Here is a 25,442-nt window from a genome sequence, read left to right as displayed (position 1 = left end):
TACAATAGGGATGTAATGGTAACTCACCCATGCTATTTATCACATAAAAGGAGACAGGTCATGAAATTTTTTAGAAAACAAGAGAAGAAGCCCATTACTCAAAAAGAAATTGATAAACTAAAGCTCGGCTATGAATCCAGCAAATACTACTTTTGGTTGCAATATAGCCACTAATAGGTCATGTAGCGTTCATAAATAGAAATAGGAGAAAAATATGTCATTACTAGATGTTCAACACGTTAAGAAAATTTACAAAACTCGCTTCCAAGGAAATCAAGTGGAGGCTTTGAAAGATATTCATTTTACCATTGAAGAGGGTGAATACGTCGCCATCATGGGGGAATCAGGGTCTGGGAAATCCACACTTTTAAATATCCTAGCTATGCTCGATAAGCCAACTGAAGGGCGAGTTTATCTTAATCAAGTCGATATGTCCACGATTAAAAACAGCGAAGCGTCCAGCTTTCGTCGAGAAAAGTTAGGCTTTGTTTTTCAAGATTTTAACCTATTAGATACCTTGTCTGTGAAGGATAATATCCTGTTACCGCTCGTTTTGTCTCGTCGTCCGATTACAGAAATGATGAAAAAGCTAGTTGTGGTCTGCAATGAATTGGGCATTAACAGCCTACAAGAAAAATTTCCTTATGAAATCTCTGGTGGGCAAAAACAACGGGTGGCAGTGGCGCGTGCCATTATCACAGAGCCAGAGATTCTGCTCGCAGATGAGCCGACAGGGGCTCTTGATTCCAAATCTTCGGCTGCATTGTTAGATGTCTTTGATGACATCAATGGACGCGGGCAAACCATTCTCATGGTGACGCACTCGACATCAGCAGCGAGCCGCGCGAAGCGTGTCCTCTTTATCAAAGATGGCATTCTTTACAATCAAATCTTCCGTGGTGAAAAGAGCGAGCGTCAGATGTTCCAAGAAATCTCTGATACTCTCACCATGATGGCAAGCGAGGTGAAGGATCGTGTTTAAATTAACCAGTAAGCTGGCGGTATCGAATCTCATTAAAAACCGCAAGCTCTATTATCCCTTTGCTCTAGCTAGTTGTTTGGCGGTAGCATTATCTTATCTGTTCATCTCTCTGGCACTGAATCCTCATTTGCAAGATGTTTCGGGAGCATCTAGCATTATCTTTACGCTGAGTCTGGGAATTATCGTTGTGACCATTGCCGAGGCGATTATCGTCCTTTATGCGAATAGCTTTGTCATGAAAAATCGGGCTAAAGAGTTGGGAGTGTATGGGATGCTTGGAATGACCAAGTGGCATCTTTTCCTCATGACCTTACAAGAGTTGATTCTCTTTGGGGTGGTCACCTTTTCTCTCGGTCTTGGCATTGGTCTTCTCTTTGACCAGCTGATTTACGCGTTTCTCTTAAAACTGATGAAAATTCAGGTGGAGTTGGTTTCGACCTTCCAATTACCTGTTTTCATCATCGTATTCATTGTCTATGCGCTCATTTTTGATCTTTTGATTCTCATCAATGGCTGGCGCTTGGTGCGCTTCAACCCTTTGCAGTTATCTAAAGAAACAGCTAGTGGGGAGAAAAAAGGACGCTTTCTTGGTCTTCAAGCTGTGCTTGGTGTGATCGCTCTTGGGATCGGTTATTTCCTTGCTCTTAGTGTCACAGATCCTGTATCTGCGATTGTTGTCTTTTTCCTTGCCGTTTTGGCAGTCATTTTGGGAACCTATCTCCTCTTTAATGCAGGGATTACGATTTTCCTTGAGTTTCTCAAAAAGCGTAAAAATTATTATTATCAGCCCAATAACATGATTTCAGTATCCAACCTCATCTATCGCATGAAGAAAAATGCGGTAGGACTTGCAACCATCTCCATTTTATCCACCATGGTCTTGGTTACCTTAACGGCGGGAATCAATATTTATGCAGGTAGTGAGTTTTACCAAAAAGTCTTAAATCCGCGTGATTTTGCCATCACAGGTCATGGAGTAGACCGTAGTTTGGTCTCAGAAACCTTAGCCGCCTTTGCCAAGGAGCATCATCTTTCTGTCACCAAGCAAGATGTCTATGAAAGCTATACCATGGGGATTCGCGCTCAAAAAGGCAATCACCTAGAAGTTTATAAAAAGGAAGAGACGAATACCCTGCCGCAAGAGGCAGTACTTGTCATTTCAGCAGCAGACTACGAAAAAATGACAGGAAAGGTGCTTTCTTTGGAGAAGTACCAAGCAGCTGTTTATACAAAAAATGTCCAAATTGATGATAGCCAGTCTTTGAACTTGGCAGGACAGGATTTGGAGATTAAGGAGCGCTTAACGGACAATTTTATTATCGGAAATATCCCAGATCAATATTCGATTGTTGTACAAAAAATGATTTATCTTGTGGTGCAAGACCCAAGCCAAGTCCTAGCGCCAATTATGGAAACCGCAAGTGTGAATCGTGATCTTTATGGAGGATTTAATACCGATGCGAGTACAAAAACTCAGCTAGCTTTAACAGCTCCCTATAATGAGAAAATCGATCAAGTCAACCAAACTCTTCCAGACTATACCTATATGTATGGCAATGTCAAGGCAGATGCAGTAGAACAAATCAATGGTTTGATTGGCGGTATCTTCTTTATCGGTATCTTCTTATCCTTTGTCTTTATGCTGGGTACAGTACTTGTCATTTACTACAAGCAAATCTCTGAAGGTTATGAGGATAGAGAACGCTTTGTTATCTTACAAAAGGTTGGTTTGGATGAGAAACAAATCAAACAAACCATTTCTAAGCAAGTCTTGACGGTCTTTTTCCTCCCGCTCATCTTTGCTTTTGTGCATTTGGCTTTTGCCTATCACATGCTGAGTCTGATCTTACAAATCTTAGGTGTATTAGATAGCAGTTTGATGCTTGTTGTTACGGTGGGAACTTGTGGATTCTTCTTTGTGGTCTATCTCTTTGTCTTTCTCATCACCTCAAGAAGCTATCATAAGATTGTAGCCTTATAGGATATAGAACTTAGAGTTTATCAAAGAGGCTCAAGAATAGCCTAACCCTGATTTAATTCACGACATAAGAAAAACCTGATCACATGAAGTGTGGTCAGGTTAATGGTTGTTAGCGTTCTTGATCCCAAGCCAGTAGCTGTTCTTTGAGTTCCTCATAGGTACAGGAGTTTGCCTCATCACTCGTATCATAGGTCTCTTCATCTAAACTTGCAACGATTCCTTTATTTCTAAGAGAAGAAAAAGCAAGGACAGGAATTTTATGAGGTTCATGTTTTCCTAGAGTGACAAACCGCTGTCCATCTCGTGGGAAGTATTCCAACTCTAAGATTTCTTGGACAGTAGTATCGGTCTCCTCACAAAAGAGAGCAAATTCTCGGACTGTCCGATTGGAAATCTCTTGGGCGTGTCTGTGAGGATTTCCTACTTGAGTAATTTGTTCATCACTACTTAGTGGCTGGATAGCAAACACACAAGCGAGAACGCCAAGTAAGAGAATACTAAGTTTCATGTGTTTTTTTATTCTTTAATCACCAGGTGGTCACCTTTTCTATTTTAAACTGACTTGATGTTGGTATAAAAATAGGACTATTGAGCAGATAAAAATTACAAAATCCCCCGTTGTAAAATGAAGTGCAACAGAAAAAGACATGTTTATCTGATATACTAAAGTTGCTAAACAAAGTATAGAAAGATAGATAAACATGTCCACTACTGATTGTACCACAAAACGTTCTTATACGCATCTGACAGCTGGTCAGAGAGGGAAAATTCAGGCTTGGTTGTCTGATGGTCATTCCATGGCTGAGATTGCTCGTAGAATAGGTGTTCACCGTTCCAGCATCTCACGCGAGATTAAGCGTGGCTCTGTCCAGCAAGTCAAGAAAGTCAATGGTAAACTCGTTTATTTTCAGGACTATTTCGATGAGACAGCCCAAAATCTGGCTGAAAAGAGGCGGGAGGCTGTTTACTGTCTGAAACTTGAAAAGGTCTCAGAGTCTTTCCTAACCGCCTTTACGGAGGCCATGTTGGCTAAGCCAAGAATTCATAGTGTCGATACCTTTATTCATGCCTATAAGCAGGACAATCCTGATGAGCTAGTTCCCAGCACTAAAACCATGTACACCTATATTCATCAAGGATTACTGGCAGTTAAGCCTATTGACTTACCTCGTGCCGTGCGACTAAAACCAAAGGTCAAGAAGCGTACATCAACTAAGAAGCATTTGGGGACTTCCATTGAGGAACGCCCAGAAGAAATCAATAATCGTTCTGAGTTTGGACATTGGGAGATTGACTCTGTCCTTGGATTGAAAACAGCTGGAGAGCCATCTATCCTGACCCTGGTTGAACGCAAGACACGCTACGCGATCACCGTCTATCTGGCTGGAAAGAAGGCGGAGTTTGTGAACGAAGCCGTGTCTCAACTCCTTAAGGATTACCCCATCAAATCCATCACAGCGGATAACGGGGCGGAGTTTGCGACTCTGAGTCAATTAGAAGGGGTTCAGGTGTACTATGCTCATGCCTATTCCTCACACGAACGAGGCACCAATGAGAACTTTAACGGCTTGCTTAGGGAGTTTATCCCAAAAGGTAAATCGCTCAAATTCATCACAGCTGAGAGCTTAGCTACGGCTACCTCAGCCATCAACCAGAGACCAAGAAGATTATTAGGCTATCAGTCTGCCAAAACCCTGCTTGGGCTAGCCCAAGCAGCCTAATGCCCACTAAACTTTGTATCAGATAGACACTGTTGCACTTAACTTGACAATTCGGCAAAATTACAAAATATCGTTTCCGTTTTTTCCTTTCTATCATAATTTTCATCTTTAACTACTTATACAACAATAGGAATAAAAATTCTGTATATTATACTGTTATTGTTGTAAAATGTATGTTGTATTAGGACGCAATAAAACGTTTTCTTTCAAAAAATGCTTACGAGAAAATTTGAAATATGGTAGAATAGCATGACTTTGGATTAGAAAGGAGATGGCAATGCCGAAAACGAAAAAAGAATCCATTGTGTTTACTATCTTGATGTGTAGTGTCATGGTGTTTGGAATGAGTATCTGGAACTTGACCTTGGTCGGTCAGTTTTCTTGGGGGCATGTCTTTCTTGGATTTGTACCTGCCTTTATCGTGGCTTTTCTCTTAGATGTCTTTGTGGTTGGGCCTGTGGCGAAAAAATTAGCCTTTGGTTTTCTTCATCGCTTGCCTCAACCAGTGAAAATTTGGCAGAAAATCCTTGTGATTTCAGGAACGATGGCGCTCTTTATGGTGACTTTCATGTCCCTTTATGGTCTACTCTTTAATGGTGTCAGCCTAAGTCTTGCAACTTATTTGAGAGCTTGGTTGAGCAATGCAGTCATGGCTCTGCCCTTGAACTTTCTTGTAGCAGGACCAATTTCTCGCTTGTTACTTGAAAAATTGTTGCCCTATTTATAAACGGCTTTACTAAAGAAGATAGAGCAGTTGCCTATATATGAAAGAATGTGCGTAATCAGAGATAAGGTCGAGTAGCAATGAGTTTCTGTAAATGTCTGTTAAAAAATGTAAAATGTCATATTTTTCTTTTATTTATTCAAAAAAATGTAGATAAATTAGTTTTCAAAAATCGTAAACTATGGTAAAATGATGTATCGATAAAGGAGAAGAATATGAATATTTTTAGAAAAAAGGATGTCAGTCAAGATCGGACAGAGATGAAGCGACATCTGAAGATTTTTGATTTGATTGTGCTTGGTATTGGTGCCATGGTGGGAACGGGGATTTTCACCATTACAGGGATTGGGGCGGCTCAGTATGCAGGTCCAGCTCTGATTATCTCGATTATTATTTCCGCATTGTGCGTTAGTATTTCCGCTCTCTTCTTTGCGGAATTTGCTTCACGCATTCCAGCAACGGGTGGTGCTTATTCTTACCTCTATGCTGTGTTGGGGGAATTTCCTGCTTGGATAGCTGCTTGGTTGACCATGATGGAGTTTATGACGGCGGTATCTGGGGTTGCCTCAGGCTGGGCAGCTTATTTAAAAGGCTTGTTGGCTAATTTTGGAATGACCATGCCTACTGCTTTAAATGGTACTTTTAATCCTCAAGCAGGGACCTATGTGGATTTACTTCCTATTCTCGTCTTGGTTTTTGTGACAGGTATCGTTCTGCTTAATTCTAAAGCAACCTTACGTTTTAATTCGGTCTTGGTATTGCTGAAGTTTTCAGCTCTTGCCCTCTTTATCATCGCTGGTCTCTTTTTCATCAAACCAGAAAATTGGGCTGACTTTGCGCCATTTGGCTTTGGTCAAATCTATGGTGGTAAGACTGGTATTATGGGAGGTGCGTCCATTATGTTCTTTGCCTTTTTAGGCTTTGAGTCTATTTCAATGGCAGTAGATGAAGTTAAAGAGCCTCAGAAGAACATTCCAAAAGGGATTGTTTTGTCGCTTAGCATTGTAACGATTCTGTATGCTTTGGTGACCTTGGTCTTGACGGGGATTGTGCATTATAGCAAGCTAAATGTCCCAGATGCTGTTGCTTTTGCCCTTCGTAGTGCAGGACTTGATTGGGCGGCGAACTACATTTCTGTGGTTGCGGTCTTGACCTTAATTACGGTCTGCATTTCCATGAGTTACGCTCTGTCTCGGATGATTTACAGTGTGGCTCGCGACGGTCTTTTGCCTCGTTCTTTTGAGCAATTGACGAAGACTAGTAAGGTTCCAAAAAATGCAACGATTTTGGTTGGTGTTGCGTCTGCCATCTGTGCAGGGATTTTCCCACTTGCAAGTATCGCTTCTTTTCTGAACATCTGTACCTTAGCATATCTGATTATGCTGGCTTATGCGATTATCAAGCTCCGCCGAGATCAAGGTGAGCCTAAGGAAGGACAGTTCCGCACGCCTTTGGTGCCGTTCTTACCGATTTTATCCATGGTTATCTGCTTGTCTTTCATGACTCAATATAGTGCAGATACTTGGCTAGCTTTCGGGCTTGCCCTCATCATCGGAACGCTGATTTATGCCTTTTATGGCTACAATCATTCGGAAGTCCATCAAGAAAATGACTGAGCATAAGCTCGGTCTTTTTTCTTACAAAATTGTAAGAAATCCTAAATAAATGTAAGTTCATGTTATGGAATGCCCTTGCTTTTTAAGCTATAATCAAGGCAAAAGGAGGTAGGACCATGAAAAAAGGATGCGGTGGCTGTTTAGTAGTGATTGCGGTTTTGTGCTTAGCTTTACTAGGAATATTTTTCTATCTAGCTCCTCGCTATGGGGTGACGATTTTGCCACCAAGTGCTGAGCAGTATGCAGATAGTGCTCTGTCTCGGATGCATTTTGGCTTGTACGCAGATGAGAAATTTGAGCAAGAAAAAGAACTTGCACGAGAGGCATTCAGCAAGATGACCAGCTATGACGAGACCTATCCCTTGCTGAAAGAATTAGCTCAGAAAGCTGGTGGGAAGCATTCTCACTTTTACACTCCAGAGGAAATCAAACATCTACGAACACAGGAGAGCCAGCTACCTGAAGTGCGAAAAGAAGGAGGAATTCTCTATCTAACTTTGCCGTCATTTTCAGGAGATGATCAAAAAACACAGGCTTATGTGGAGAAAGTGGCAGAGGGGCTATCGCCAGATGTGAAAGGGATTGTCCTTGATGTGTGGGATAATCAAGGAGGTCGGCTAGATGCGATGGTTTCAGGCTTCGGTGTTTGGCTCAAGGACAAAACTTTATTTGAGATTGTCTATGATGAAGAGCACATCTCTAGCATCACATTCGTTAATCTAAGTTCTCCTAGTGTGGATCTTGATACTCTCAAAAATCTCAGAAAGCAGCATGATCAGATGGTGAAAGAAGTGCCGATTGCCATCCTGACTAGCGCAAGAACAGCTAGCTCAGCTGAAATCTTGATTTTGACTCTTCAACAACTCTCTAATGTCAAGACCTTTGGACAAGCGACAGCAGGCTATACAACGTCTAACATGTCCTATCCTATGTATGATGGAGCAGAATTGGTCCTAAGTACAGGACGAATCCGAGATTATAAGGGACAAATCTATGAAAATCAATCCTTGCAGCCAAATGTAGCAACTGAACACCCCATGGAAGATGCGAAAAAATGGTTAGAAGAGCAGATGGAGAAATGAGGTGGGACAAGCCAGTCTCATCTTTTTCATTTCCCAAAAATCTTTCGTTCTATGCTATAATAAAGACTGGAGGTGAGTTTATGATTCGACCAGCACAGGAAAGAGATGGGAAAGCGATTTGGCTGCTCAATGCTGACAGTTTGGGATACAATTTTCCCTTGGGAATAACGCAAAAACGCTTGGCTGACCTACTTTTACGTGAGGACCACATCATTCTTGTCTGTGAAGAGGAGGGAGAAGTTGTGGGCTACGCCCATGCTGCATCCTATGATTGTCTGTATTTTGAGCCTTTACTGAATTTGCTCGCCTTAGCAGTTAAAACAGAAGCACGAGGAAAAGGCTATGCGCGTGCGCTTCTCAAGGAAATAGAAAGTCTTGGGCAACGGGAAGGTTACCATGGGCTGCGGATTAATTCTGGTATTGCACGAGAAGGGGCTCACGAATGTTACCGTAAACTCGGCTGTGAAGAAAAAGCAGACCAAAAACGATTTTTCTTACGATGGGAGACAGCAAATGAAGATTGGAGTACTGCAAGCGACGACTAGAAAAGAGCTGAATCAGACCTTGTTTCAGCTCACGAAAGCAGCTACTAAAGACCAGCACGAGATGATCAATTTCGGTGTGTTTGAAGGCGAGGATGTGACAGTTTCATATGTTGAGGTAGCTATGTGGCTTAGCCTTTTAGTGGAGACTGACGCTGTGGATTTTGTGGTGACTGGCTGTTCTTCGGGTCAAGGTATGATGCTGGCATGTAACAGCCTTCCATCTCTTTCCTGTGGCTATCTTCCAACTCCGCAGGATGCCTTTTTATTTGGCAGGATCAATGGTGGAAATGTCGCCTCACTTCCTTTAGGGATAGGAACAGCTTGGCAAGGTGATTTGACCTTGGGCTATATTTTAGAGAAGTTATTCAATGGTGACTTTGGAGTGGGCTATCCAGAAGAGGACGCTGCAAGAAAACGGACAGACACAGCTTTACTAGCTAATTTGCAGGCTAGAGTTAAGCGTTCTTGGCTTGGTTTACTAGATGAGCTAGACGAAGACTTGCTCCATAAGCTTCTTTCTCGTGACAACGTTGTGAATCATATCATTCAAGAGGGGACGAATACTCCTCTCGTTCAAAAAATAATAGAAAAAAGAGGTACAAGATGACATTTGAAGAAATTTTACCAGGTCTAAAGGCCAAAAAGAAATACGTTCGGACCGGTTGGGGCGGGGCTGAGAACTATGTCCAACTGTTTGACACGATTGAGCAAAACGGTGTGGCGCTTGAAGTGACACCTTACTTTTTAATCAATGTATCAGGTGAGGGAGAGGGCTTTTCTATGTGGAGCCCAACACCGTGTGATGTCCTAGCGACAGACTGGGTGGAAGTGCATGACTAAGAAAGTCCTTGTAACAGGGGTATCCTCAGGTATCGGACGGGCTCAGGCTCAGCTCTTTTTGGAGAAGGGCTATACCGTCTACGGTGTTGATAAGGGAGAAAATCCTCGGTTGGCTGGCGCCTTTCATTTTTTGCAACTGGATTTACGTGGCAATTTAGCTCCCCTCTTTGATTGGTTAGAAGAAGTGGACATCCTCTGCAATACCGCTGGAAAATTGGACGATTATAAGCCTCTCTTAGAAATCAGCGAGGAAGAAATCGAGGACATCTTGGCCATTAATCTACTTGCCACTATACAGATTACCCGCTTTTATCTGGCAAAGATGTTGGAGAAGAAGGCAGGAATCATTATCAACATGTGCTCGATTGCCAGTTTCCTAGCTGGGGGTGGAGGTGCAGCCTATACCACCAGTAAGCATGCCCTCGCAGGCTTTACCAAGCAGTTAGCGCTCGATTATGCAGATAAGGGCATTCAGGTCTTTGGGCTTGCGCCAGGTGCGGTCAAGACAGCCATGACGGCGAGTGATTTTGAAGAGGGTGGTCTAGCAGACTGGGTGGCAGCAGAAACACCGATTAAGCGTTGGCTTGCGCCAGAAGAGATTGCAGATGTTACCCTCTTTTTGGCAAGTGGAAAAGCAGGCGCCATGCAGGGAGAGATTCTCAAAATCGATGGCGGTTGGAGTTTGAAATAAAACAACTGAGGACAAAGGAATGACAAAAGTGACAAGGTGGTGCTTTGGACCACGTGAAACCAGTGCGATTCTATGGGCGATTGATGAACCGAAAGCCATTGTTCAAATTGTGCACGGCATGATTGAGCATATCGAGCGATACGATGCCTTTGCCCGTTTTCTCAATCATGCGGGTTATGCGGTGGTCGGCCACGACCATGTGGGACATGGAGATAGCGCCCGTAAGCAAGAAGACTACGGTGTCTTTCCAGAAGACTGGCATGCCTTGATTGACGATATGCAGAGCTTGCAAGAAGACATCAAGCTGCGTTATCCTGACCTTCCTCTGATTATCATGGGACATTCCATGGGGTCTTACATCACGCGCCTTTATCTGGCTGAATATGGACAAGAGGTCACAGCCAGCATTCTCATGGGAACGGGGCAGGAGCCCCTCATGAAAACTCGGGCAGGAATTGGCTTCGTTGATTTCTTAACCGCTATTCATGGGCCCCTCTATCGAAGTAAATTGGTTGAGGCCATGAGTACAGGCAGTTTTAACAAGCATTTTGCTCCGACCAAGACCAGTGCAGACTGGCTGACACGCGATGAAGAAGAGGTAAAAAAATACTTGACCAATCCCCATCACCAGTTCAGACCGACCCTCAGCATGTACAAGGCTTTGTTTACCTTTGCCAACTATGCTGCGCAGACGGCTTGGATAGATAGGATTCCAAAGGACCTGCCGCTACTTGTGATTTCAGGGCAGGAAGATCCTGTGGGTGCTTGTGGTCGTGGTGTCAAGCGTTTTTATGACCAGCTCCTCAAGGCAGGTGCTTCTCAGGTTAGCTTGACCTTGTATCCAGAAGCCCGCCATGAAATCCTCAATGAATGGAACAAAGAAGAGGTCATGCAAGATATTGTGACTTGGCTAAATGAAGTGGTAGAGACATGAAAGAACATGCAGTAAGACCCATTCCTGTCTTTCAATCCTGGAAGAAAAATTTGGTCCGCTATGGGCTCGTTTCAGGTCTGGGACGCCTATTTTCTGATGATAGCGAACGGAGCTTTCTCTATGATTTGGGAAATTTCCTCTTTCTAGCAGGCGAGGGGCAAAGGGAGTTTTTGCAATTTTTTACTGAACACCATGGTTTGGAGCATAAGATTCTCATCTCAGAAGAGGTCAGCTGGAAGGTGATTTTAGATCAAACGGCAAATTTAACAGGCTTTACTCGTTATGCTTTTGAGAATGTTGCGGAATTTGATACCGCCTATCTAGCTGACCTTATCCATACGCTTCCTCCGGATGTCGAGATGAAACCAATAGACCGAGAAATCTACCAGCGGTTGCAAGTGATGGCTTGGTCTGAGGATTTAAGAGGCGCTTGGGAGACCTTTTCAGACTTTCAAGCAGCAGGTGGTTATGGCTTTGTCATTGAGTCAGGAGATACGATTTGTGCTGGAATTTCGACTGGCTTGGTTTATCAAGGAGCGATTGAAATTGAAATTGCAACGGCTCCAAGCTATCAACGGCAGGGCTTGGCTCGTGCGCTTGCAGCTCAGATGATTTTGGAATCCGTTAAGAAAGGTGTCTTTCCCTTGTGGGATTCTCATAATAAAGCTTCGAAAAATTTAGCAGAACAACTAGGCTATCGTTTGATTTCTGCCTATCCAGCCTATGAGGAAAGTAGCAGTATAGTAAAATAAGGTATGCGATTAGATAAATGTTTGGAAAAAGCGGGATTTGGCTCGCGAAATCAGATTAAGAAATTGCTAAAAAGCCAGCAAGTGACGGTCGATGGAGAGACTATTACAAGTGGCAATCAGCTTGTGGATAGCAGTCTTCAGGTGATTCAAGTCAGTGGAAAGAAGGTGGTGCTTGGGAGCTCTGTCTATTATTTGCTGAATAAGCCGCAAGGCGTGGTGTCTGCGGTGTCAGACGCTAAGCACCAGACAGTGATTGACTTGATTGAGTCAAAAGATAAAAGAGAAGGGCTCTATCCTATCGGGCGTCTGGACAGGGATACAGAAGGGCTTTTACTCATCACCAATAACGGCCCCTTGGGGTTTCGGATGCTTCATCCCAAGTACCATGTGGATAAGGTCTATGAGGTTGTGGTCAATGGACTTCTTTCTGATGATGCAGTTGCTTTTTTTCTTAGAGGGGTAAGATTTTTAGATGGAACGATTTGTAAGCCGGCTGAACTAGAGATTCTATCAGCAGATGTTACCCATAGTCATGCTAGGATTCGCATTTCAGAAGGAAAATTCCATCAAGTCAAAAAGATGTTTCTAGCCTATGGTGTGAAAGTTACTTACCTTAAACGCATAGCTTTTGGAAAATTTACCTTAGATGAGGATCTACCAGCTGGTCATTATCGTGAGCTAACAAGCCAAGAAAAGCAGTATTTGACGGATTATTTTAGAAAAAAGTAAGGAGAAATGATGACAGCAGAAGAAATGTGGGCAGCTTATCGTGTGCTGAATCCCCAGATTGGAGATGAGATAGATGCTTGGCAGTTTGGTGTTGAGCCAGATTTGCTCGCAGACTTGGTCTTGTGCGGGGAAAAGACAGCAACAGCATCTGCCTATGAATTATATGAGATATACAAGGAAGCTCTTCCTCAGGTTGGGGAATTTGATGTGGTTTTAAATAGTCAGAATGAAGCGGTCTGTATCATTGAAACGACCAAGGTTGAAATTGTTCCGTTTAATCAAGTATCAGCAGAACACGCCTTTAAAGAAGGAGAAGGCGATAAGTCCCTTGCCTACTGGCGTCAGGTACATGAAGAAATTTTCACTCAATGGTTGGCAGAAGCAGGGCTAGATTTTTCACCAGAGAGTTTGGCTGTGTTAGAAGAATTTGAAGTCGTTTATCCTTTGTGAACTTCATGAAATCCCTTTCCTTTTTGGAGAGGGATTTTTATAAGTTGATAAAGGTGTTACATAGCATGAGCTCATTTGATTCGTTTGATAGTCATTTAGTTTTGATTTATTACGTCGTTACCTCGTCTTACCTAACTTCAGTTATGCCTACGACTTGTTACCTCGTACTCAATCAAAACTAAGTAACTATATTTTTGTGAAATTATAGCTTGAATGTTAATTCTAGTATTCATAATTATTCTATGTTATAATGAAAACTCATAGTAAAATTAAGGGGGGGGGGGCAATACTTGTCAATAAGATATATAAGCAGATCGAATAAGAGAATGATTCTCATTATTATAGATGGACTTATGCTGCTGGCAGGCATGAAATTTTCAATGATTTTTGTAGATTCCTTTGCCTCAATCTCAGCATTACAAGCGATCATTTCTTACAGTATTGTATTCAGTTGTTATTTTTTAGTTGCTAGTGCATTAAAAGTATTTTCAACAATGAATCGTTATACAGATTATCGTGTTCTATTTCATTTATTCATAGCGAACTCGATAGCATTTTTTGTTCTATTTTTGTATTCATTGATTAGCTTTTTAGATTATAGCTATCGTTTTTTGATTCTTTCTTGGTTAATATCAACATTGCTCATTATTTTTCCAAGGATAGCCTGGCGTGGTTTATATAGTTATTTACATTCAGACAAAAACAAAGCCAGTAATAGGAAAGTTCCCACCCTTGTCATAGGTGCAGGAGCAGGTGGTAATTTATTTGTCAGTACCATTTTAAATACTGGAACAGATATAGAACTTCTAGGTATTATAGACGATGATAGAGATAAAAAAGGAACGTATATTCATGGTGTGAAGATATTGGGAAATCGAGAAGATATTCCACATCTAGTGAAAGAGTACGAAGTGGGGCAAGTAACCATTGCGATTCCCTCCTTATCTGGAAAAGAACGCGAAAAAATTGTTGAAATTTGTAATCAGGTTGATGTAAAAGTGAATAATATGCCGAGTGTTGAAGATGTTGTTGCAGGAAAAATTTCTACTCAACAATTGCGGGATATTGACATTGAAGATTTATTAGGGCGTGATGAGGTTGTGCTAGACCAAAGTCAGTTGCAGGAATTCTTTGATGGAAAAACCGTTTTAGTGACTGGAGCAGGTGGCTCGATTGGTTCAGAAATCTGTCGTCAGGTTGCTCGTTTCTCACCAAAACGCTTGCTTTTACTAGGACACGGTGAAAATTCAATCTATCTCATTCATCGAGAATTAAAAGCTAAGTATGGAGAGGCACTTGAGATTATTCCTATTATCGCTGATATTCAAGATCGGGAGCTTATCTTTGAAGTGACGGCAACTTATCGCCCCCACTTTGTCTATCATGCAGCGGCGCACAAGCATGTGCCACTGATGGAGTACAATCCACGTGAAGCAGTGAAAAATAACATTTTTGGAACGAAAAATGTAGCGGAGGCAGCAGCTAGAGCTAATGTTGAAAAATTTGTCATGATCTCGACCGACAAAGCGGTCAACCCGCCAAATGTCATGGGCGCAACTAAGCGTATTGCAGAAATGATTGTGACTGGCTTGAACGGACAAGGACCTACACAATTTGTCGCAGTTCGTTTTGGGAATGTCCTTGGCAGTCGTGGCAGTGTTGTTCCAGTCTTTAAAGAGCAGGTCGCAAAAGGTGGTCCACTAACGGTGACAGATTTCCGAATGACCCGCTATTTTATGACGATTCCAGAGGCTAGTCGCTTGGTGATTCAAGCAGGTTATCAGGCTCATGGTGGGGAAATCTTCATCTTGGATATGGGAGAGCCTGTCAAGATTGTGGATTTGGCTAAAAAGGTTATTACCTTAAGCGGTCACACTGAAGAGGAGATTAAGATTGTAGAATCAGGTATTCGTCCGGGAGAAAAGCTCTATGAAGAATTACTCACTTCTGACGAACGAGTGAGTGAGCAGATTCATGAGAAAATTTTCGTCGGAAAAGTTGTGACAAAACCTTGGGAAGAAGTGATGAGCTTCATCTCACAACTTGATGAATGTGATACGAAAATCTTAAAAGAAAGATTAGTAGATTTTGCGAGACAGGAGTAGGAATGTACCATACAGTAAAAAGAATCTTGGATTTTTTTATTTCAGGAGTCGCAATTCTTTTATTAAGTCCTGTTTTACTTGTGATTGCGATGTTAATTAAACTGGATTCAAAAGGTCCGGTCTTATTCAAGCAGAAGCGAGTCGGTAAAGATAAACAATATTTCATGATTTATAAATATAGATCCATGTACGTCGATGCACCTGCAGATATGCCGACTCATCTTTTGCAAGATCCAAGTGTCATGATTACCAAGGTAGGAGCATTTTTGAGAAAGACGAGCTTAGATGAATTACCCCAACTATTTAATATTTTAAAAGGGGAAATGGCGATTGTCGGACCTAGACCAGCTCTTTGGAATCAATATGATTTGATTGAAGAGCGTGATAAATATCATGCAAATGATATTCGTCCCGGCTTGACTGGCTGGGCTCAAATCAATGGTCGAGATGAGTTGGAAATTGAAGAGAAAGCTGAACTTGATGGATATTATATAGAGCATCTGAATTTGTTAATGGATATTAAGTGTTTCTTTGGAACTTTTATCAGCGTAGCAAAAGGTGATGGGATAGTAGAAGGTGGAGCAAGGAGTAAGAAAAAATGAAAAAAATACTCATTGCAGGAGCTTATTCTTATATCGGAACTTCATTGGAAAAATGGTTGATGCAGTCTGAGGAAGAGTATGAGGTTCAGACTTTAGATATGCGTGATCCTAGCTGGAGAACAGCTGATTTTTCTTCTTTTGATAGTATTTTTCATGTAGCAGCCATTGTTCATCAAAATGAAAAGAAGATTGATTCAAATCTTTATGATACTGTTAATAGGGATTTGCCTATTGAAGTGGCTAAAAAGGCTAAGGAAGCTGGTGTCGGACAGTTTATTTTTCTCAGTACCATGAGCGTGTATGGAGCAGATGAAGAAGTGATTACGGCTCGTACTGTTGAGAATCCTCAAACGCATTATGGTCGCTCAAAGCTAGAAGCAGAACATGGCTTGAGAGGGCTTGAGATGGATAGCTTTAGGGTAGCCATTCTTCGGCCGCCTATGGTTTATGGTCCACATGCGACAGGAAATTATACTCGCTTGTCAAAATTCTCTAAGATTTTGCCTATTTTTCCTCATATCAAGAACCAGCGTAGTATGATTTATATCGACAATCTATCAGAGTTTGTGAGGCAAGCCATCGATACTCGACTGGGCGGTCTTCATTTTCCGCAAAATGAAGCCTATGTCACTACGAGTACCCTTGTAAAGGAAATTAGACAAGCACATGGCAAAGAAATTCTTTTGATTAGCTTTTTTAATCCAGTTATCAATTGCTTAAGAGGGATTAAGCCAATTCAAAAACTCTTTGGAAACCTTGTGTATAGCCAAGATTTGTCACAAGAGAATTTCCATTATCAGGTTGTTTCTTTCCGAGAGTCTGTTCAAAAGTCCGAAGAATATTTAGGTTGAAAGGGAAGGATTCAGCAATGAATACACATTATTCTGTACTCATGTCTGTTTATAGCAAAGAAAATCCACGATTTTTAAGAGAGGCACTAGAAAGTGTCTTTCATCAGACAGTGGTGACAGATAATCTTGTCTTGGTATGTGACGGACCGATTACCCAAGAATTGCAGGCTGTCATAGATGATTTTTTAACCCGCTATCCAACTATTTTTCGGGTATTTCAGCTGCCTGAAAATAGAGGGCTGGGCCATGCCTTGAATTATGGTTTGAGGCATTGTAAACATGAGCTTGTTGGTCGAATGGATACGGATGATATCTGCAAGAATGAGCGCTTTGAAAAACAGTTGCAGCAATTTCATCAGAATGACAATCTTGTCTTGTCTAGTGGTGCGATTGAGGAATTTTTAGAGGATCCGTCAGTGATTAGGGGAAGACGCTCAGTTCCTCAAGAGTATCAGGAGATTCTCTCTTTTTCAAAGCGGAGAAATCCCTTCAATCATCCAGCAGTGATGTTTAAAAAGTCTGTTGTAGAAGCAGTCGGTGGTTATGATGAGACCTATCCCTTATTTGAAGACTATTATTTATGGGTTCGGATATTAAAGGCAGGCTATTATGCCTCGAATGTAGATGAGGTGCTGGTCCTGATGCGAACACCTGCAGATTTGTATCAGCGCCGTGGAGGCATGAGATATGCGAAAGACTTACTAAGGTTTAACCAGTGGATGTTTAAAGTTAAGTGGATAGGACTGTCGGATTATCTTTTTAGCTCTATTCCGCATGCGATTGTGTGTCTAGTGCCGAATGGTTTAAGAAAAATGATTTACGAGAAGTTGCATTCCTAATGTTAGGAATAACGGATATTAAACAAAAAGAGTATCGAGGTTTGGTAGATGAGAAAAAATCTAGTAATATTGCATATTGCCAGTATTACAGATGATCCTTTTAAAGGTGTATGTGTGGTTGTTCCAAGACACATCAAGGAGCAAGAAAAATATGCAGAGGTTGGCTTATTAAATATCAGAAATGAAAAGATTCCGACGGTCACCAATCAGATGAGCTATTCTCCTGATTTTTCAATAGAGGATTTACAAGCTCCATTTGATATACCAGATATAGTCGTTTTTCATGAAGTTTACAGGATAGAGTATGTCAAGCTTGCAAAGCAGTTGCGAGAGAAATCGATTCCCTATATAATCTTTCCGCACAGTGGGTTAACAAGAGAGGCTCAGAGGAAAAAGTGGCTCAAGAAAAAAGTGGCTAATCTTCTCTTGTTCCATTCGTTTATCCATCAGGCTAGCGCTCTTCATTGTCTCTCTCAGAAAGAAAAAGAGGACACTCTATTTCTAATTCCAAATAAGATGGTCATCCGAAATGGAATGGATATTTCTAAAAAACAAAAAGACTACTCTCGGAAAGAGAAGGCAGGTATCAATATTCTCTATATCGGTAGACTTGATGCTTATCATAAGGGATTGGATTTGCTAGTCGAGGCAATTCGTCTCAAAGCTAGCTATCTTAGGAAACATCAGGTAAGGATTCAGATTTATGGTCCAGATTATGCTGGTCGTGCAGCTTATTTGAAGAAATTGATAGAAACGGCTGATGTGAAAGATATAATCAAGCATTCAGATGCGATAGTAGGAGTGGAAAAAGAGAAAGCTATGCTTGAATGTGATTTTTTCATTCAGACCTCACGATTTGAAGGAATGCCGATGGGGATTTTAGAGGCTCTAAGTTATGGTATTCCTTGCTTGGTGACAGAAGGAACAACTCTGGGAGAACAGATTCAACAAGCAAATGCAGGCTGGAAGGCAGAGACCAATGCTGAGAGCATCGCAGCTACTTTAGAGCAAGCGATTCAAGAAAAAGCCTGCTATGCTGATAAAGGAAGACAGGCGGCTCGGATGATTGTCGAGCATTTTTCTTGGGATAAGGTGGCTAAAGAGACGATAGAACATTATCGTGAATTACTAATCAATAATATATGAAAGGGAGGCTATGATTTTTTATTCTTTACTAGTGTTATTGTTCCTTCCTTTTTCTTTGAATCGGGCTAAAAAACTCCCCTCCAAATGGCAGATGGGCTTAAAATTATTTGTCTTTTATTGTTTAGCGACTTTTCGGACCTTAGAAATTGGGAATGATACCATTGTTTATTATAGTCTGTTTTCTTTTATTTCTGGCTCGAGGGCTCCTGATATGCATGCTCTGTCTTATCGCTATGAAATAGGGTATTTATGGTTAAATCAAGCTATTAGCTATATAACAGATAATTTTTGGGTATTCTTAGCGATTGTTACTGCGATTATTTACTATGCCTACTATAAATTCATTGAGGAGTATTCGGAAAATTCGGCATTCTCAGTATTTTTATTTTTCATTCTAGGATTTTGGGGGCATACGGTTAATATTTTGCGTTTGCAGCTGGCTCTAGCGATGGCTATTTTTGCTTTTCTCGCTTTTCGTAAGAAAAAAAAGTTGCAGACAGTCTTGTTTATGATTCTTGCGATTTCCTTTCAGAGGATAGCTGTTGTTTATATTTTGAGCTTTTTTATTCCACCAAAAATTGATAAACGAATCTATACAATTCTGCTCGCGACGTCATTAGCTGTTTTGCTATTTCTCCCTAAAATTCTAGCCATTGTGGCCATGGTTGTTCCATATTTTCAGGTTTATTTAACGGATAAGCACCTGGTAGAGGATGCGAAGCTGGCTTCGATTATCGGGATTCTCATTCGTTTGATTTTCTTTATTTTCTCCCTCTATGTCTTTAAGACACATGATAAGGATTTATCTGTTAAGGAGCAAGAAACCTTCATTTATCAAATCAATATGATTTTTATTTCCTTATTGATTATGATTATTTCGATGCGCTTTAGTCTACTAGATCGCTGTCAGGCTTTTAACTGGATCTTTATTATTACCTTGATACCAAATACCTTAAATTTATTAAAAAATTGGAGGAATAAGGTCATCACATTTGTAGCGATTATGGCATTTTGTATTTCCTACTTCTTAGTCATCAATATTTATCGACCCGGGTGGAATCATATATACCCCTATAAAACCGTGTTGTTAGAAGATAGGTAGAATGTGTGGAATTGTGATATGAAATAAGCATAGAAAGGTAGATTATGACAGATTTACAACAAAAATTATTAGCAATACTTGCCTATTTTCATGACTTCTGTCAAAAGGAAAATTTGAGATACTATGTCATTGGTGGGACCTTTTTAGGTGCCGTTCGACATCAAGGTTTTATTCCTTGGGATGATGATATTGATGTAGCGATGCCAAGAGCGGATTATGAACGATTGATGAGCCTTTTTGCCAAAAGACAGCAGAAAGAGCAGCGCTATCTATTAGAGACAATTGATTCGGATGCCCCTGATTTCTTGTATATGTGCGCAAAATTATACGATACAGAGACGACATTGACAGAATTGCGAAAGATTCCGTGTCGCAGAGGAATTTTTTTAGATATTTTTCCTTTAGACGGACTTGGTGATAGTCTAGCAGAAGCAAGGTCACGATTTACGAAAATTGATCGCTGGCATATGTTTCTAGCGACACGTTTTTGTGCGGTTGAATCAAGAAGGAAATGGTATAAAAATATAGCCATCCTACTGGCCAACCTGATTCCCTCTGCTATTGTCAATAATAAGGAGTTGGCTCGAAAAGTGGATCGTCTCAGTAGAGCAAAAGACTTTGACAGTTCAAGCTATGTATGCAATTGTTTCAGTACCTATCGAAAGCGAGAAATTATGCCGAAAACGCTTTTAGGAAAACCCACTCCTTACCAATTTGAGGGAATAATCGTTCAAGGACCAGAACACGCAGATGCTTATTTAAGCCATATTTTTGGAGATTGGAAAACTCTTCCTCCAAAGGAAAAGCAGGTGTCCCATCATCAGTTTATGGAATTTGACTTGAACAAGTCTTGGCTAGCAGGCAAATAGGCAATAAGAAAGAGGAAATATGAAACGAGTAATTACATACGGAACATTCGATTTATTGCATTATGGGCATATCAATCTTTTGAAACGAGCAAAAGAATTAGGAGACTATCTGATTGTCTGTCTATCGACAGATGATTTTAATTGGCAGGAAAAGCAGAAAACATGTTACTTTTCTTACGAACAGCGTAAAAAACTGGTCGAAGCGATTCGCTATGTTGACTTGGTCATTCCAGAAGAATCGTGGGATCAAAAGAGAAGCGATGTTCATAAATACCATGTCGATGTTTTTGCTATGGGAAATGACTGGGAAGGTCAGTTTGATTTTTTACGAGATGAAGGAGTGGAGGTTGTGTATTTGCCACGTACCCCTGAAATTAGTACCACTCAGATAAAAGAAGATTTGAACAGCGGACAGGAGGAAATGGATGACTAAGGTCTTGTATTACCTAAATTCCCTAGGGAGTGGTGGAGTAGAGGCTTATTCTATTCATTTATATAGACATATCAATAAAGATGAGATTGATCTGGATATTGTGACCTTTCAACAACGAGAAGAATTTTTTGACCAGGAATTAGCTAGCTTAGGCGGGAAAAAAATTCCTCTGGTTTATGAAAGAAGTCGGAATAAATGGAAAAATCGGTTTCAGGCTATGAAGTTCTTATATCGCTTAGCCAAAAGTGGAGAGTATGACATTGCTTATTTCAATTTTGATGCACCTGCTTCGATTCTGAAATATCCCTTGATTTGTCGCTTGGCAGGAATGAAAAAGATTGTCGTTCATTCTCACAATGCATCAAGCTTTAATCCAAGCTTCCTCCGAAAATGGATTGATGCAGTTGGTAGAAAGTTGTCCTCCTTGCTTGTGACTGAAAAATTAGCCTGTTCTGAAGAAGCGGCTCTGTGGATGTTTGGAACAACTGCGGGTGTCCATGACATCAAAAATGGCATTGAAGTAGAAGAGTTTGTCTACAATGATTCTACTCGAAAACAAATGCGAGCAGAATTGTCTATTTCAGAGGATACCTTTGTACTAGGCTCTATTGCACGCTTTCATAAGCAAAAAAACCACGTCTTCATGTTATCTATGTTTGAAAAACTGCTGCGTGTCCGTCCCAATAGTCGTCTCATTGCGGTTGGGGAAGGAGACTTAAAGCAAGAGATGGAGGATTTAGCCAAGGAGCTAAAGATTGCAGACAAGGTTCTCTTTTTAGGAGCGAGAAAAGATATCCCACAGCTCTTACAAGCAATGGATGTATTTGTTCTTCCATCCTTGTATGAAGGCTTAGGAATTGTAGCGATTGAAGCGCAGGCTGCAGGGCTGAAATGTTTGCTAGCAGATACTGTTCCGAAAGAAGCTAAAATTACGAATCATGCCACATTTCTCCCTCTAAAAGAGGAAGCCTGGGTTGAAGCCCTAGCTGATTTCAAGACCTATGAACGTTGTGATATGAGGCAAGCCATTCGAGAAGCGGGCTATGATAGTCGTTATAGTGTAGGAATGGTAGAAGAGATTCTGAAACAGATAGCCCAATAGTAGCGAAAAAAAGAAGGAGTTACCATGTCAATGAATATTGCTATGGCAGCAGATGTTTACTATAAAGACCAATTAGAGGTTGCGATGAAATCGATTATGCTCCATAATCGAAATATCCACTTCTTTTTGTTAAATAAAGATTTTTCAGCAGAGTGGTTTGAAGAAATGAACCGCTATTTGCAAGATTTTGACTCAGATATTGTCGATTGTAAAATTAAGTCGGATTACTACAAAGAATTTTCAACCAATGCCTATATAACAGAAGCGACTTTTTATCGCTACCATATTCCCGAGTTTATTGAGGGCGAAAAAGCTCTCTATTTGGATGTGGATTTGATTGTGACTGAAAATCTTCGCCCCTTTTATGATACAGATATTCGCGAGGTCGGACTAGCTGCCGTTTTGGATGTCGGGGCACCTTTTTTGCATGGAATCAACGAATTTAATGCTGGTGTATTGCTAATCAATTTAGAAAAATGGCGTGAAAAAAAAGTCTTAGAAGCAGCGTTAGAAATTCATCGGGATTCTCAGATTACCTTGCTAAATGCTGACCAAACCGTCTTAAATATCTTATTTGAGGGGGAATGGTTAGAGCTTTCAGATGCTTACAATCATCAGGTTTTTGCTGAGTTTCCCTACGTTAGACGGCACAATCCAGCTAAAAAAAGCCCGATTATCCACTATACGACTTCCGTTAAACCTTTTACGAAATTTCATAAAAAGCTAAAGGGCATGGTGTCGTTGTTGATCAAGCATCGGAAGATTACCCTATCAGAATTTATCCGCTATTTATACAAGATTCCATTGGCAGATGAGTGGAATCAAGTAGCACAAATGACTTGGACGGAAGTGAGGAATAGTCAGCATGAATCACACAAGAACTAAGCTTCTCCCCATCGTTTTGGCTTCTGATTATAACTACCGAAAATATGTGGAGACGACGATTAAGTCCATTATGCTCTATCATGAGAATGTGCATTTCATCTTGCTCAATAAAGATTATCCTGCTGAGTGGTTTATCCGACTCAATCAGGAATTGCTACCCTTTCAATCCAAGATTGAGGATAAAAAGATTGCTGTAAAGGACTATCAAAATTTTAAAACCTATTCCTATATAACCGAAGCAACCTTTTATCGCTATCATATTGCTGAAATAGCCTATGACAAGGTCTTATATCTTGATTCAGACTTGATTGTAACGGGTAGTTTGGATTCATTATATGAAACAGATATCGAGGATTACGGTCTAGGAGCCGTGGCAGATACCTGTGTCCGTTATTTTCATGGGAAGAAGGAATTTAATGCTGGTGTCCTTCTCATCAATAATCGTAAATGGAAGGCTGAGCGGGTATTGGAGAAAGCTCTGCTCATCCACCAAGATTCAAGGGTAGAATTGCCGGATGCCGATCAGACAGTGTTGAATATGCTCTTTAAAGATAATTGGCTGGAATTAGACCCAACCTATAATGTGCAAGTTTGTGCTGTTTTTCCAGGGATTGGTAAGAAATACGGACTTTACAGAGGCGTGATTCTCCACTTTACAACGAGGGCTAAACCTTATACCAAGGCAAGGATATTTATTCGAACAGGTTTCAAACATTGGCGAAAAAAAGAGATTTCCCTCAAAACTTATTTGAAAAATATTTATGAAGTTCCTTTTGCCGATGACTGGCATCAGGTCCATCAATTATCATGGGATGAAATCGTACAGGAGAATCGCCGTGAAAACTAGAACACAACAGGCTTGGTATAATTCTGTCTCCACTATTGGAATTTTTTCTCTTCGTTTTATTTTCCAATTTATCAATCGGATGATTTTTCTCCGTTTCTTGGGTGTCTATTATCTGGGACTAAATGGGATTTTTACCAGTATTTTAGGTATGCTGTCTCTAGCGGAGTTAGGGATTGGTACTTCCATTATCTATGCCTTGTATAAACCGATTGCAGAAAATAGGCAAGGGAAAATTGCAGCTTATATGCAGCTCTATCGGAAGATTTATCGATTGATTGCCTTTGTTATCTTCCTCTTGGGCCTACTTGTCTTACCGTTTCTGCCAACGATTTTACAAGAAACAGGGCTAACCGGTGAGTTGATTTCCATCTACCTTCTGTTTCTGCTTAATTCAGTTATTGGCTATCTTTTATTTTCCTATAAGCGAAGTCTCTTGGTTGCCTATCAGGAAAACTATGTGATTTCCTGGATTGATTTTGGAATATTTATCCTATCGAGCATAGCGCAATGGCTCGTACTCTGGGGAACGCAGAACTATTTGCTGGTGCTCGTGATGATTGTTTTAGCAACGATTGTATCGAATCTTTTTGTTGCTCAGGTGGTGGATAAACGCCATCCATTGGGAAATGCTAAAATAGAGGGGTTGACGAGTGCTGAAAAATCCAGCTTAAAGAAAAATGTCATTGGCAATTTGGCAGGTAATATTGCGGGCGTGATTGTCTTTAGTACAGATAATATTTTAATGTCCTCTTTTATCAGTGTGACAGCAGTTGGACTTTATTCTAACTATACGATTATTACGAAAAACTTGGACTCTCTGTTGTTACAGTTGATGAGTTCTCAAAATGCTTCTGTTGGAAATCTAGTCCATAGTGCAGATAGTGACAAGGTCTATCAAATCTTCAAGCGCTATAATTTTTTGAATTTTGTCCTTGCATTTTTACTATCTTTGTTGGTCAATGCTTTAATACAACCATTCTTGAGGATTTGGCTGGGAGAAGAGTATTTATTGTCCTCATGGACAGTCATGTTACTCAGTATCTATATGTTTATACAGATGTATCGGTATGCTGGGTTCATCTTTTATAATGCCTACGGTCTCTACTGGGAGTCGCGCTACAAGCCGATTGCAGAAGCGATTTTAAACTTAGTTTTTTCCTTGCTATTTTTGATTGTTTTCAAATGGGGGATTGAAGGTATCTTATTAGGTACAATTTGCTCGACTCTTCTGACCAATACCTGGTTTGAACCCTATATCATTTTTAAATACGGTCTGAAGCGTTCGATAAGAGAATACCTATGGATCAATATCAAGCAGTGGGGGCTGTTTTTGGTGAGTTTAACAGTTATTTTTGGGTTAAAGGATAGCTTACTGATGTCTAGTACTTTCTGGTCGTGGTTTGCTTTGGCAGCGTTGCTCACAATAGCATTATTATTTCTTCTGATTGCTACTTTTTTTAAAACGCCTGAGTTCCGATGGTGGTGGAAATTTCTCACAGCGAAAATTGTAAGTATAGTGCGGCTGGTCAGCAGGTAGATAAGAGGTTATCTATCTGTTGGACGATTGTAGGGTATTTATAGAGTTAAAATAATATGATTAAACAATAAGGAAGT

At 40.7% G+C, this 25,442-nt stretch carries 27 protein-coding genes; 26 read left to right on the top strand and 1 reads right to left on the bottom strand.

Annotated features, from left to right (window positions below):
- Nucleotides 1–214: 214 nt before the first annotated feature.
- Nucleotides 215–982, top strand: a complete 768-nt coding sequence (locus AB1I63_04915; protein MEW4354226.1) for an ABC transporter ATP-binding protein — start codon at nucleotides 215–217, stop codon at nucleotides 980–982.
- Nucleotides 975–2,963, top strand: a complete 1,989-nt coding sequence (locus tag AB1I63_04910; protein MEW4354225.1) for an ABC transporter permease — start codon at nucleotides 975–977, stop codon at nucleotides 2,961–2,963. The genes AB1I63_04915 and AB1I63_04910 overlap by 8 nt, the downstream gene beginning before the upstream one ends.
- 109 nt (nucleotides 2,964–3,072) lie before the next feature.
- On the opposite strand, the gene AB1I63_04905 is transcribed toward AB1I63_04910, so the two are convergent.
- Nucleotides 3,073–3,471 carry a hypothetical protein gene (locus AB1I63_04905; protein MEW4354224.1) on the bottom strand — a complete coding sequence of 133 codons (399 nt, stop codon included), beginning with the start codon at nucleotides 3,469–3,471 and terminating at the stop codon, nucleotides 3,073–3,075.
- Nucleotides 3,472–3,664: 193 nt separating this feature from the next.
- Here AB1I63_04905 and AB1I63_04900 point away from each other — a divergent pair, with 193 nt between their 5' ends.
- The 24 genes from AB1I63_04900 (at nucleotide 3,665) to AB1I63_04785 (ending at nucleotide 25,365) form a co-directional block, all read left to right on the top strand.
- Complete coding sequence (locus AB1I63_04900) at nucleotides 3,665–4,684, top strand: IS30 family transposase (protein MEW4354223.1); 1,020 nt, start codon at nucleotides 3,665–3,667, stop codon at nucleotides 4,682–4,684.
- 277 nt (nucleotides 4,685–4,961) lie between these two features.
- Nucleotides 4,962–5,411: a DUF2798 domain-containing protein gene (locus tag AB1I63_04895; GenBank protein ID MEW4354222.1), complete on the top strand. Its 450-nt coding sequence runs from the start codon at nucleotides 4,962–4,964 to the stop codon at nucleotides 5,409–5,411.
- A gap of 212 nt (nucleotides 5,412–5,623) precedes the next feature.
- Nucleotides 5,624–7,024 (top strand): amino acid permease, encoded by a 1,401-nt coding sequence (locus AB1I63_04890; protein ID MEW4354221.1) that lies wholly within the window; start codon nucleotides 5,624–5,626, stop codon nucleotides 7,022–7,024.
- Between the two features lie 116 nt (nucleotides 7,025–7,140).
- Nucleotides 7,141–8,106: a S41 family peptidase gene (locus tag AB1I63_04885; protein ID MEW4354220.1), complete on the top strand. Its 966-nt coding sequence runs from the start codon at nucleotides 7,141–7,143 to the stop codon at nucleotides 8,104–8,106.
- An 80-nt stretch (nucleotides 8,107–8,186) separates the two neighbouring features.
- Nucleotides 8,187–8,651 (top strand): GNAT family N-acetyltransferase, encoded by a 465-nt coding sequence (locus tag AB1I63_04880; GenBank protein ID MEW4354219.1) that lies wholly within the window; start codon nucleotides 8,187–8,189, stop codon nucleotides 8,649–8,651.
- Entirely contained in the window at nucleotides 8,620–9,258 is a 639-nt protein-coding gene (locus tag AB1I63_04875; GenBank protein ID MEW4354218.1) for an RpiB/LacA/LacB family sugar-phosphate isomerase, read from the top strand. Before AB1I63_04880 ends, AB1I63_04875 begins: the two co-directional genes overlap by 32 nt.
- The gene (locus tag AB1I63_04870; protein ID MEW4354217.1) at nucleotides 9,255–9,491 is read left to right on the top strand and encodes a DUF2829 domain-containing protein; all 237 of its coding nucleotides are present in this window, start codon (nucleotides 9,255–9,257) and stop codon (nucleotides 9,489–9,491) included. Before AB1I63_04875 ends, AB1I63_04870 begins: the two co-directional genes overlap by 4 nt.
- Nucleotides 9,484–10,182, top strand: a complete 699-nt coding sequence (locus AB1I63_04865) for a 3-oxoacyl-ACP reductase (GenBank protein ID MEW4354216.1) — start codon at nucleotides 9,484–9,486, stop codon at nucleotides 10,180–10,182. Before AB1I63_04870 ends, AB1I63_04865 begins: the two co-directional genes overlap by 8 nt.
- Before the next feature lie 19 nt (nucleotides 10,183–10,201).
- Complete coding sequence (locus AB1I63_04860) at nucleotides 10,202–11,116, top strand: alpha/beta hydrolase (protein ID MEW4354215.1); 915 nt, start codon at nucleotides 10,202–10,204, stop codon at nucleotides 11,114–11,116.
- Nucleotides 11,113–11,868 (top strand): GNAT family N-acetyltransferase, encoded by a 756-nt coding sequence (locus AB1I63_04855; protein ID MEW4354214.1) that lies wholly within the window; start codon nucleotides 11,113–11,115, stop codon nucleotides 11,866–11,868. Before AB1I63_04860 ends, AB1I63_04855 begins: the two co-directional genes overlap by 4 nt.
- A gap of 3 nt (nucleotides 11,869–11,871) precedes the next feature.
- Nucleotides 11,872–12,597, top strand: coding sequence for a pseudouridine synthase (locus AB1I63_04850; GenBank protein ID MEW4354213.1), 726 nt, complete (start codon nucleotides 11,872–11,874; stop codon nucleotides 12,595–12,597).
- A gap of 9 nt (nucleotides 12,598–12,606) precedes the next feature.
- Entirely contained in the window at nucleotides 12,607–13,047 is a 441-nt protein-coding gene (locus AB1I63_04845) for an ASCH domain-containing protein (GenBank protein ID MEW4354212.1), read from the top strand.
- 305 nt (nucleotides 13,048–13,352) lie between these two features.
- Entirely contained in the window at nucleotides 13,353–15,152 is a 1,800-nt protein-coding gene (locus AB1I63_04840) for a nucleoside-diphosphate sugar epimerase/dehydratase (protein MEW4354211.1), read from the top strand.
- A gap of 2 nt (nucleotides 15,153–15,154) precedes the next feature.
- The gene (locus tag AB1I63_04835; GenBank protein ID MEW4354210.1) at nucleotides 15,155–15,754 is read left to right on the top strand and encodes a sugar transferase; all 600 of its coding nucleotides are present in this window, start codon (nucleotides 15,155–15,157) and stop codon (nucleotides 15,752–15,754) included.
- Nucleotides 15,751–16,605, top strand: a complete 855-nt coding sequence (locus AB1I63_04830) for an NAD-dependent epimerase/dehydratase family protein (protein ID MEW4354209.1) — start codon at nucleotides 15,751–15,753, stop codon at nucleotides 16,603–16,605. The genes AB1I63_04835 and AB1I63_04830 overlap by 4 nt, the downstream gene beginning before the upstream one ends.
- A gap of 17 nt (nucleotides 16,606–16,622) precedes the next feature.
- Nucleotides 16,623–17,444 carry a glycosyltransferase gene (locus tag AB1I63_04825; GenBank protein ID MEW4354208.1) on the top strand — a complete coding sequence of 274 codons (822 nt, stop codon included), beginning with the start codon at nucleotides 16,623–16,625 and terminating at the stop codon, nucleotides 17,442–17,444.
- Between the two features lie 48 nt (nucleotides 17,445–17,492).
- A complete protein-coding gene (locus AB1I63_04820) occupies nucleotides 17,493–18,590 on the top strand; it encodes a glycosyltransferase (GenBank protein MEW4354207.1) in 1,098 nt (365 codons plus the stop codon).
- Between the two features lie 91 nt (nucleotides 18,591–18,681).
- Nucleotides 18,682–19,692, top strand: coding sequence for an EpsG family protein (locus AB1I63_04815; protein ID MEW4354206.1), 1,011 nt, complete (start codon nucleotides 18,682–18,684; stop codon nucleotides 19,690–19,692).
- A gap of 44 nt (nucleotides 19,693–19,736) precedes the next feature.
- Nucleotides 19,737–20,561 (top strand): LicD family protein, encoded by an 825-nt coding sequence (locus AB1I63_04810; GenBank protein MEW4354205.1) that lies wholly within the window; start codon nucleotides 19,737–19,739, stop codon nucleotides 20,559–20,561.
- 19 nt (nucleotides 20,562–20,580) lie between these two features.
- The gene (tagD, locus tag AB1I63_04805; protein MEW4354204.1) at nucleotides 20,581–20,994 is read left to right on the top strand and encodes a glycerol-3-phosphate cytidylyltransferase; all 414 of its coding nucleotides are present in this window, start codon (nucleotides 20,581–20,583) and stop codon (nucleotides 20,992–20,994) included.
- Nucleotides 20,987–22,096, top strand: coding sequence for a glycosyltransferase family 1 protein (locus AB1I63_04800; protein ID MEW4354203.1), 1,110 nt, complete (start codon nucleotides 20,987–20,989; stop codon nucleotides 22,094–22,096). Before tagD ends, AB1I63_04800 begins: the two co-directional genes overlap by 8 nt.
- Nucleotides 22,097–22,120: 24 nt before the next feature.
- Entirely contained in the window at nucleotides 22,121–22,981 is an 861-nt protein-coding gene (locus AB1I63_04795) for a glycosyltransferase family 8 protein (GenBank protein MEW4354202.1), read from the top strand.
- Nucleotides 22,962–23,828: a glycosyltransferase family 8 protein gene (locus AB1I63_04790; GenBank protein MEW4354201.1), complete on the top strand. Its 867-nt coding sequence runs from the start codon at nucleotides 22,962–22,964 to the stop codon at nucleotides 23,826–23,828. The genes AB1I63_04795 and AB1I63_04790 overlap by 20 nt, the downstream gene beginning before the upstream one ends.
- Nucleotides 23,818–25,365, top strand: a complete 1,548-nt coding sequence (locus AB1I63_04785; protein ID MEW4354200.1) for a transporter — start codon at nucleotides 23,818–23,820, stop codon at nucleotides 25,363–25,365. The genes AB1I63_04790 and AB1I63_04785 overlap by 11 nt, the downstream gene beginning before the upstream one ends.
- Nucleotides 25,366–25,442 lie beyond the last annotated feature (77 nt).

Source organism: Streptococcus pneumoniae, assembly GCA_040719455.1.
Taxonomy (GTDB): domain Bacteria; phylum Bacillota; class Bacilli; order Lactobacillales; family Streptococcaceae; genus Streptococcus; species Streptococcus pneumoniae_G.
This window is presented reverse-complemented; position numbering and strand designations above follow the sequence as displayed.

Excerpts from the sequence above, each read along its gene's own strand:
- AB1I63_04915 (MEW4354226.1), top strand. The coding sequence starts at position 215 with ATGTCATTACTAGATGTTCAACACGTTAAGAAAATTTACAAAACTCGC.
- AB1I63_04905 (MEW4354224.1), bottom strand. The coding sequence starts at position 3,471 with ATGAAACTTAGTATTCTCTTACTTGGCGTTCTCGCTTGTGTGTTTGCT.
- AB1I63_04900 (MEW4354223.1), top strand. The coding sequence starts at position 3,665 with ATGTCCACTACTGATTGTACCACAAAACGTTCTTATACGCATCTGACA.
- AB1I63_04895 (MEW4354222.1), top strand. The coding sequence starts at position 4,962 with ATGCCGAAAACGAAAAAAGAATCCATTGTGTTTACTATCTTGATGTGT.
- AB1I63_04890 (MEW4354221.1), top strand. The coding sequence starts at position 5,624 with ATGAATATTTTTAGAAAAAAGGATGTCAGTCAAGATCGGACAGAGATG.
- AB1I63_04885 (MEW4354220.1), top strand. The coding sequence starts at position 7,141 with ATGAAAAAAGGATGCGGTGGCTGTTTAGTAGTGATTGCGGTTTTGTGC.
- AB1I63_04880 (MEW4354219.1), top strand. The coding sequence starts at position 8,187 with ATGATTCGACCAGCACAGGAAAGAGATGGGAAAGCGATTTGGCTGCTC.
- AB1I63_04875 (MEW4354218.1), top strand. The coding sequence starts at position 8,620 with ATGAAGATTGGAGTACTGCAAGCGACGACTAGAAAAGAGCTGAATCAG.
- AB1I63_04870 (MEW4354217.1), top strand. The coding sequence starts at position 9,255 with ATGACATTTGAAGAAATTTTACCAGGTCTAAAGGCCAAAAAGAAATAC.
- AB1I63_04865 (MEW4354216.1), top strand. The coding sequence starts at position 9,484 with ATGACTAAGAAAGTCCTTGTAACAGGGGTATCCTCAGGTATCGGACGG.
- AB1I63_04860 (MEW4354215.1), top strand. The coding sequence starts at position 10,202 with ATGACAAAAGTGACAAGGTGGTGCTTTGGACCACGTGAAACCAGTGCG.
- AB1I63_04855 (MEW4354214.1), top strand. The coding sequence starts at position 11,113 with ATGAAAGAACATGCAGTAAGACCCATTCCTGTCTTTCAATCCTGGAAG.
- AB1I63_04850 (MEW4354213.1), top strand. The coding sequence starts at position 11,872 with ATGCGATTAGATAAATGTTTGGAAAAAGCGGGATTTGGCTCGCGAAAT.
- AB1I63_04845 (MEW4354212.1), top strand. The coding sequence starts at position 12,607 with ATGACAGCAGAAGAAATGTGGGCAGCTTATCGTGTGCTGAATCCCCAG.
- AB1I63_04835 (MEW4354210.1), top strand. The coding sequence starts at position 15,155 with ATGTACCATACAGTAAAAAGAATCTTGGATTTTTTTATTTCAGGAGTC.
- AB1I63_04830 (MEW4354209.1), top strand. The coding sequence starts at position 15,751 with ATGAAAAAAATACTCATTGCAGGAGCTTATTCTTATATCGGAACTTCA.
- AB1I63_04825 (MEW4354208.1), top strand. The coding sequence starts at position 16,623 with ATGAATACACATTATTCTGTACTCATGTCTGTTTATAGCAAAGAAAAT.
- AB1I63_04820 (MEW4354207.1), top strand. The coding sequence starts at position 17,493 with ATGAGAAAAAATCTAGTAATATTGCATATTGCCAGTATTACAGATGAT.
- AB1I63_04815 (MEW4354206.1), top strand. The coding sequence starts at position 18,682 with ATGGGCTTAAAATTATTTGTCTTTTATTGTTTAGCGACTTTTCGGACC.
- AB1I63_04810 (MEW4354205.1), top strand. The coding sequence starts at position 19,737 with ATGACAGATTTACAACAAAAATTATTAGCAATACTTGCCTATTTTCAT.
- tagD (MEW4354204.1), top strand. The coding sequence starts at position 20,581 with ATGAAACGAGTAATTACATACGGAACATTCGATTTATTGCATTATGGG.
- AB1I63_04800 (MEW4354203.1), top strand. The coding sequence starts at position 20,987 with ATGACTAAGGTCTTGTATTACCTAAATTCCCTAGGGAGTGGTGGAGTA.
- AB1I63_04795 (MEW4354202.1), top strand. The coding sequence starts at position 22,121 with ATGTCAATGAATATTGCTATGGCAGCAGATGTTTACTATAAAGACCAA.
- AB1I63_04790 (MEW4354201.1), top strand. The coding sequence starts at position 22,962 with ATGAATCACACAAGAACTAAGCTTCTCCCCATCGTTTTGGCTTCTGAT.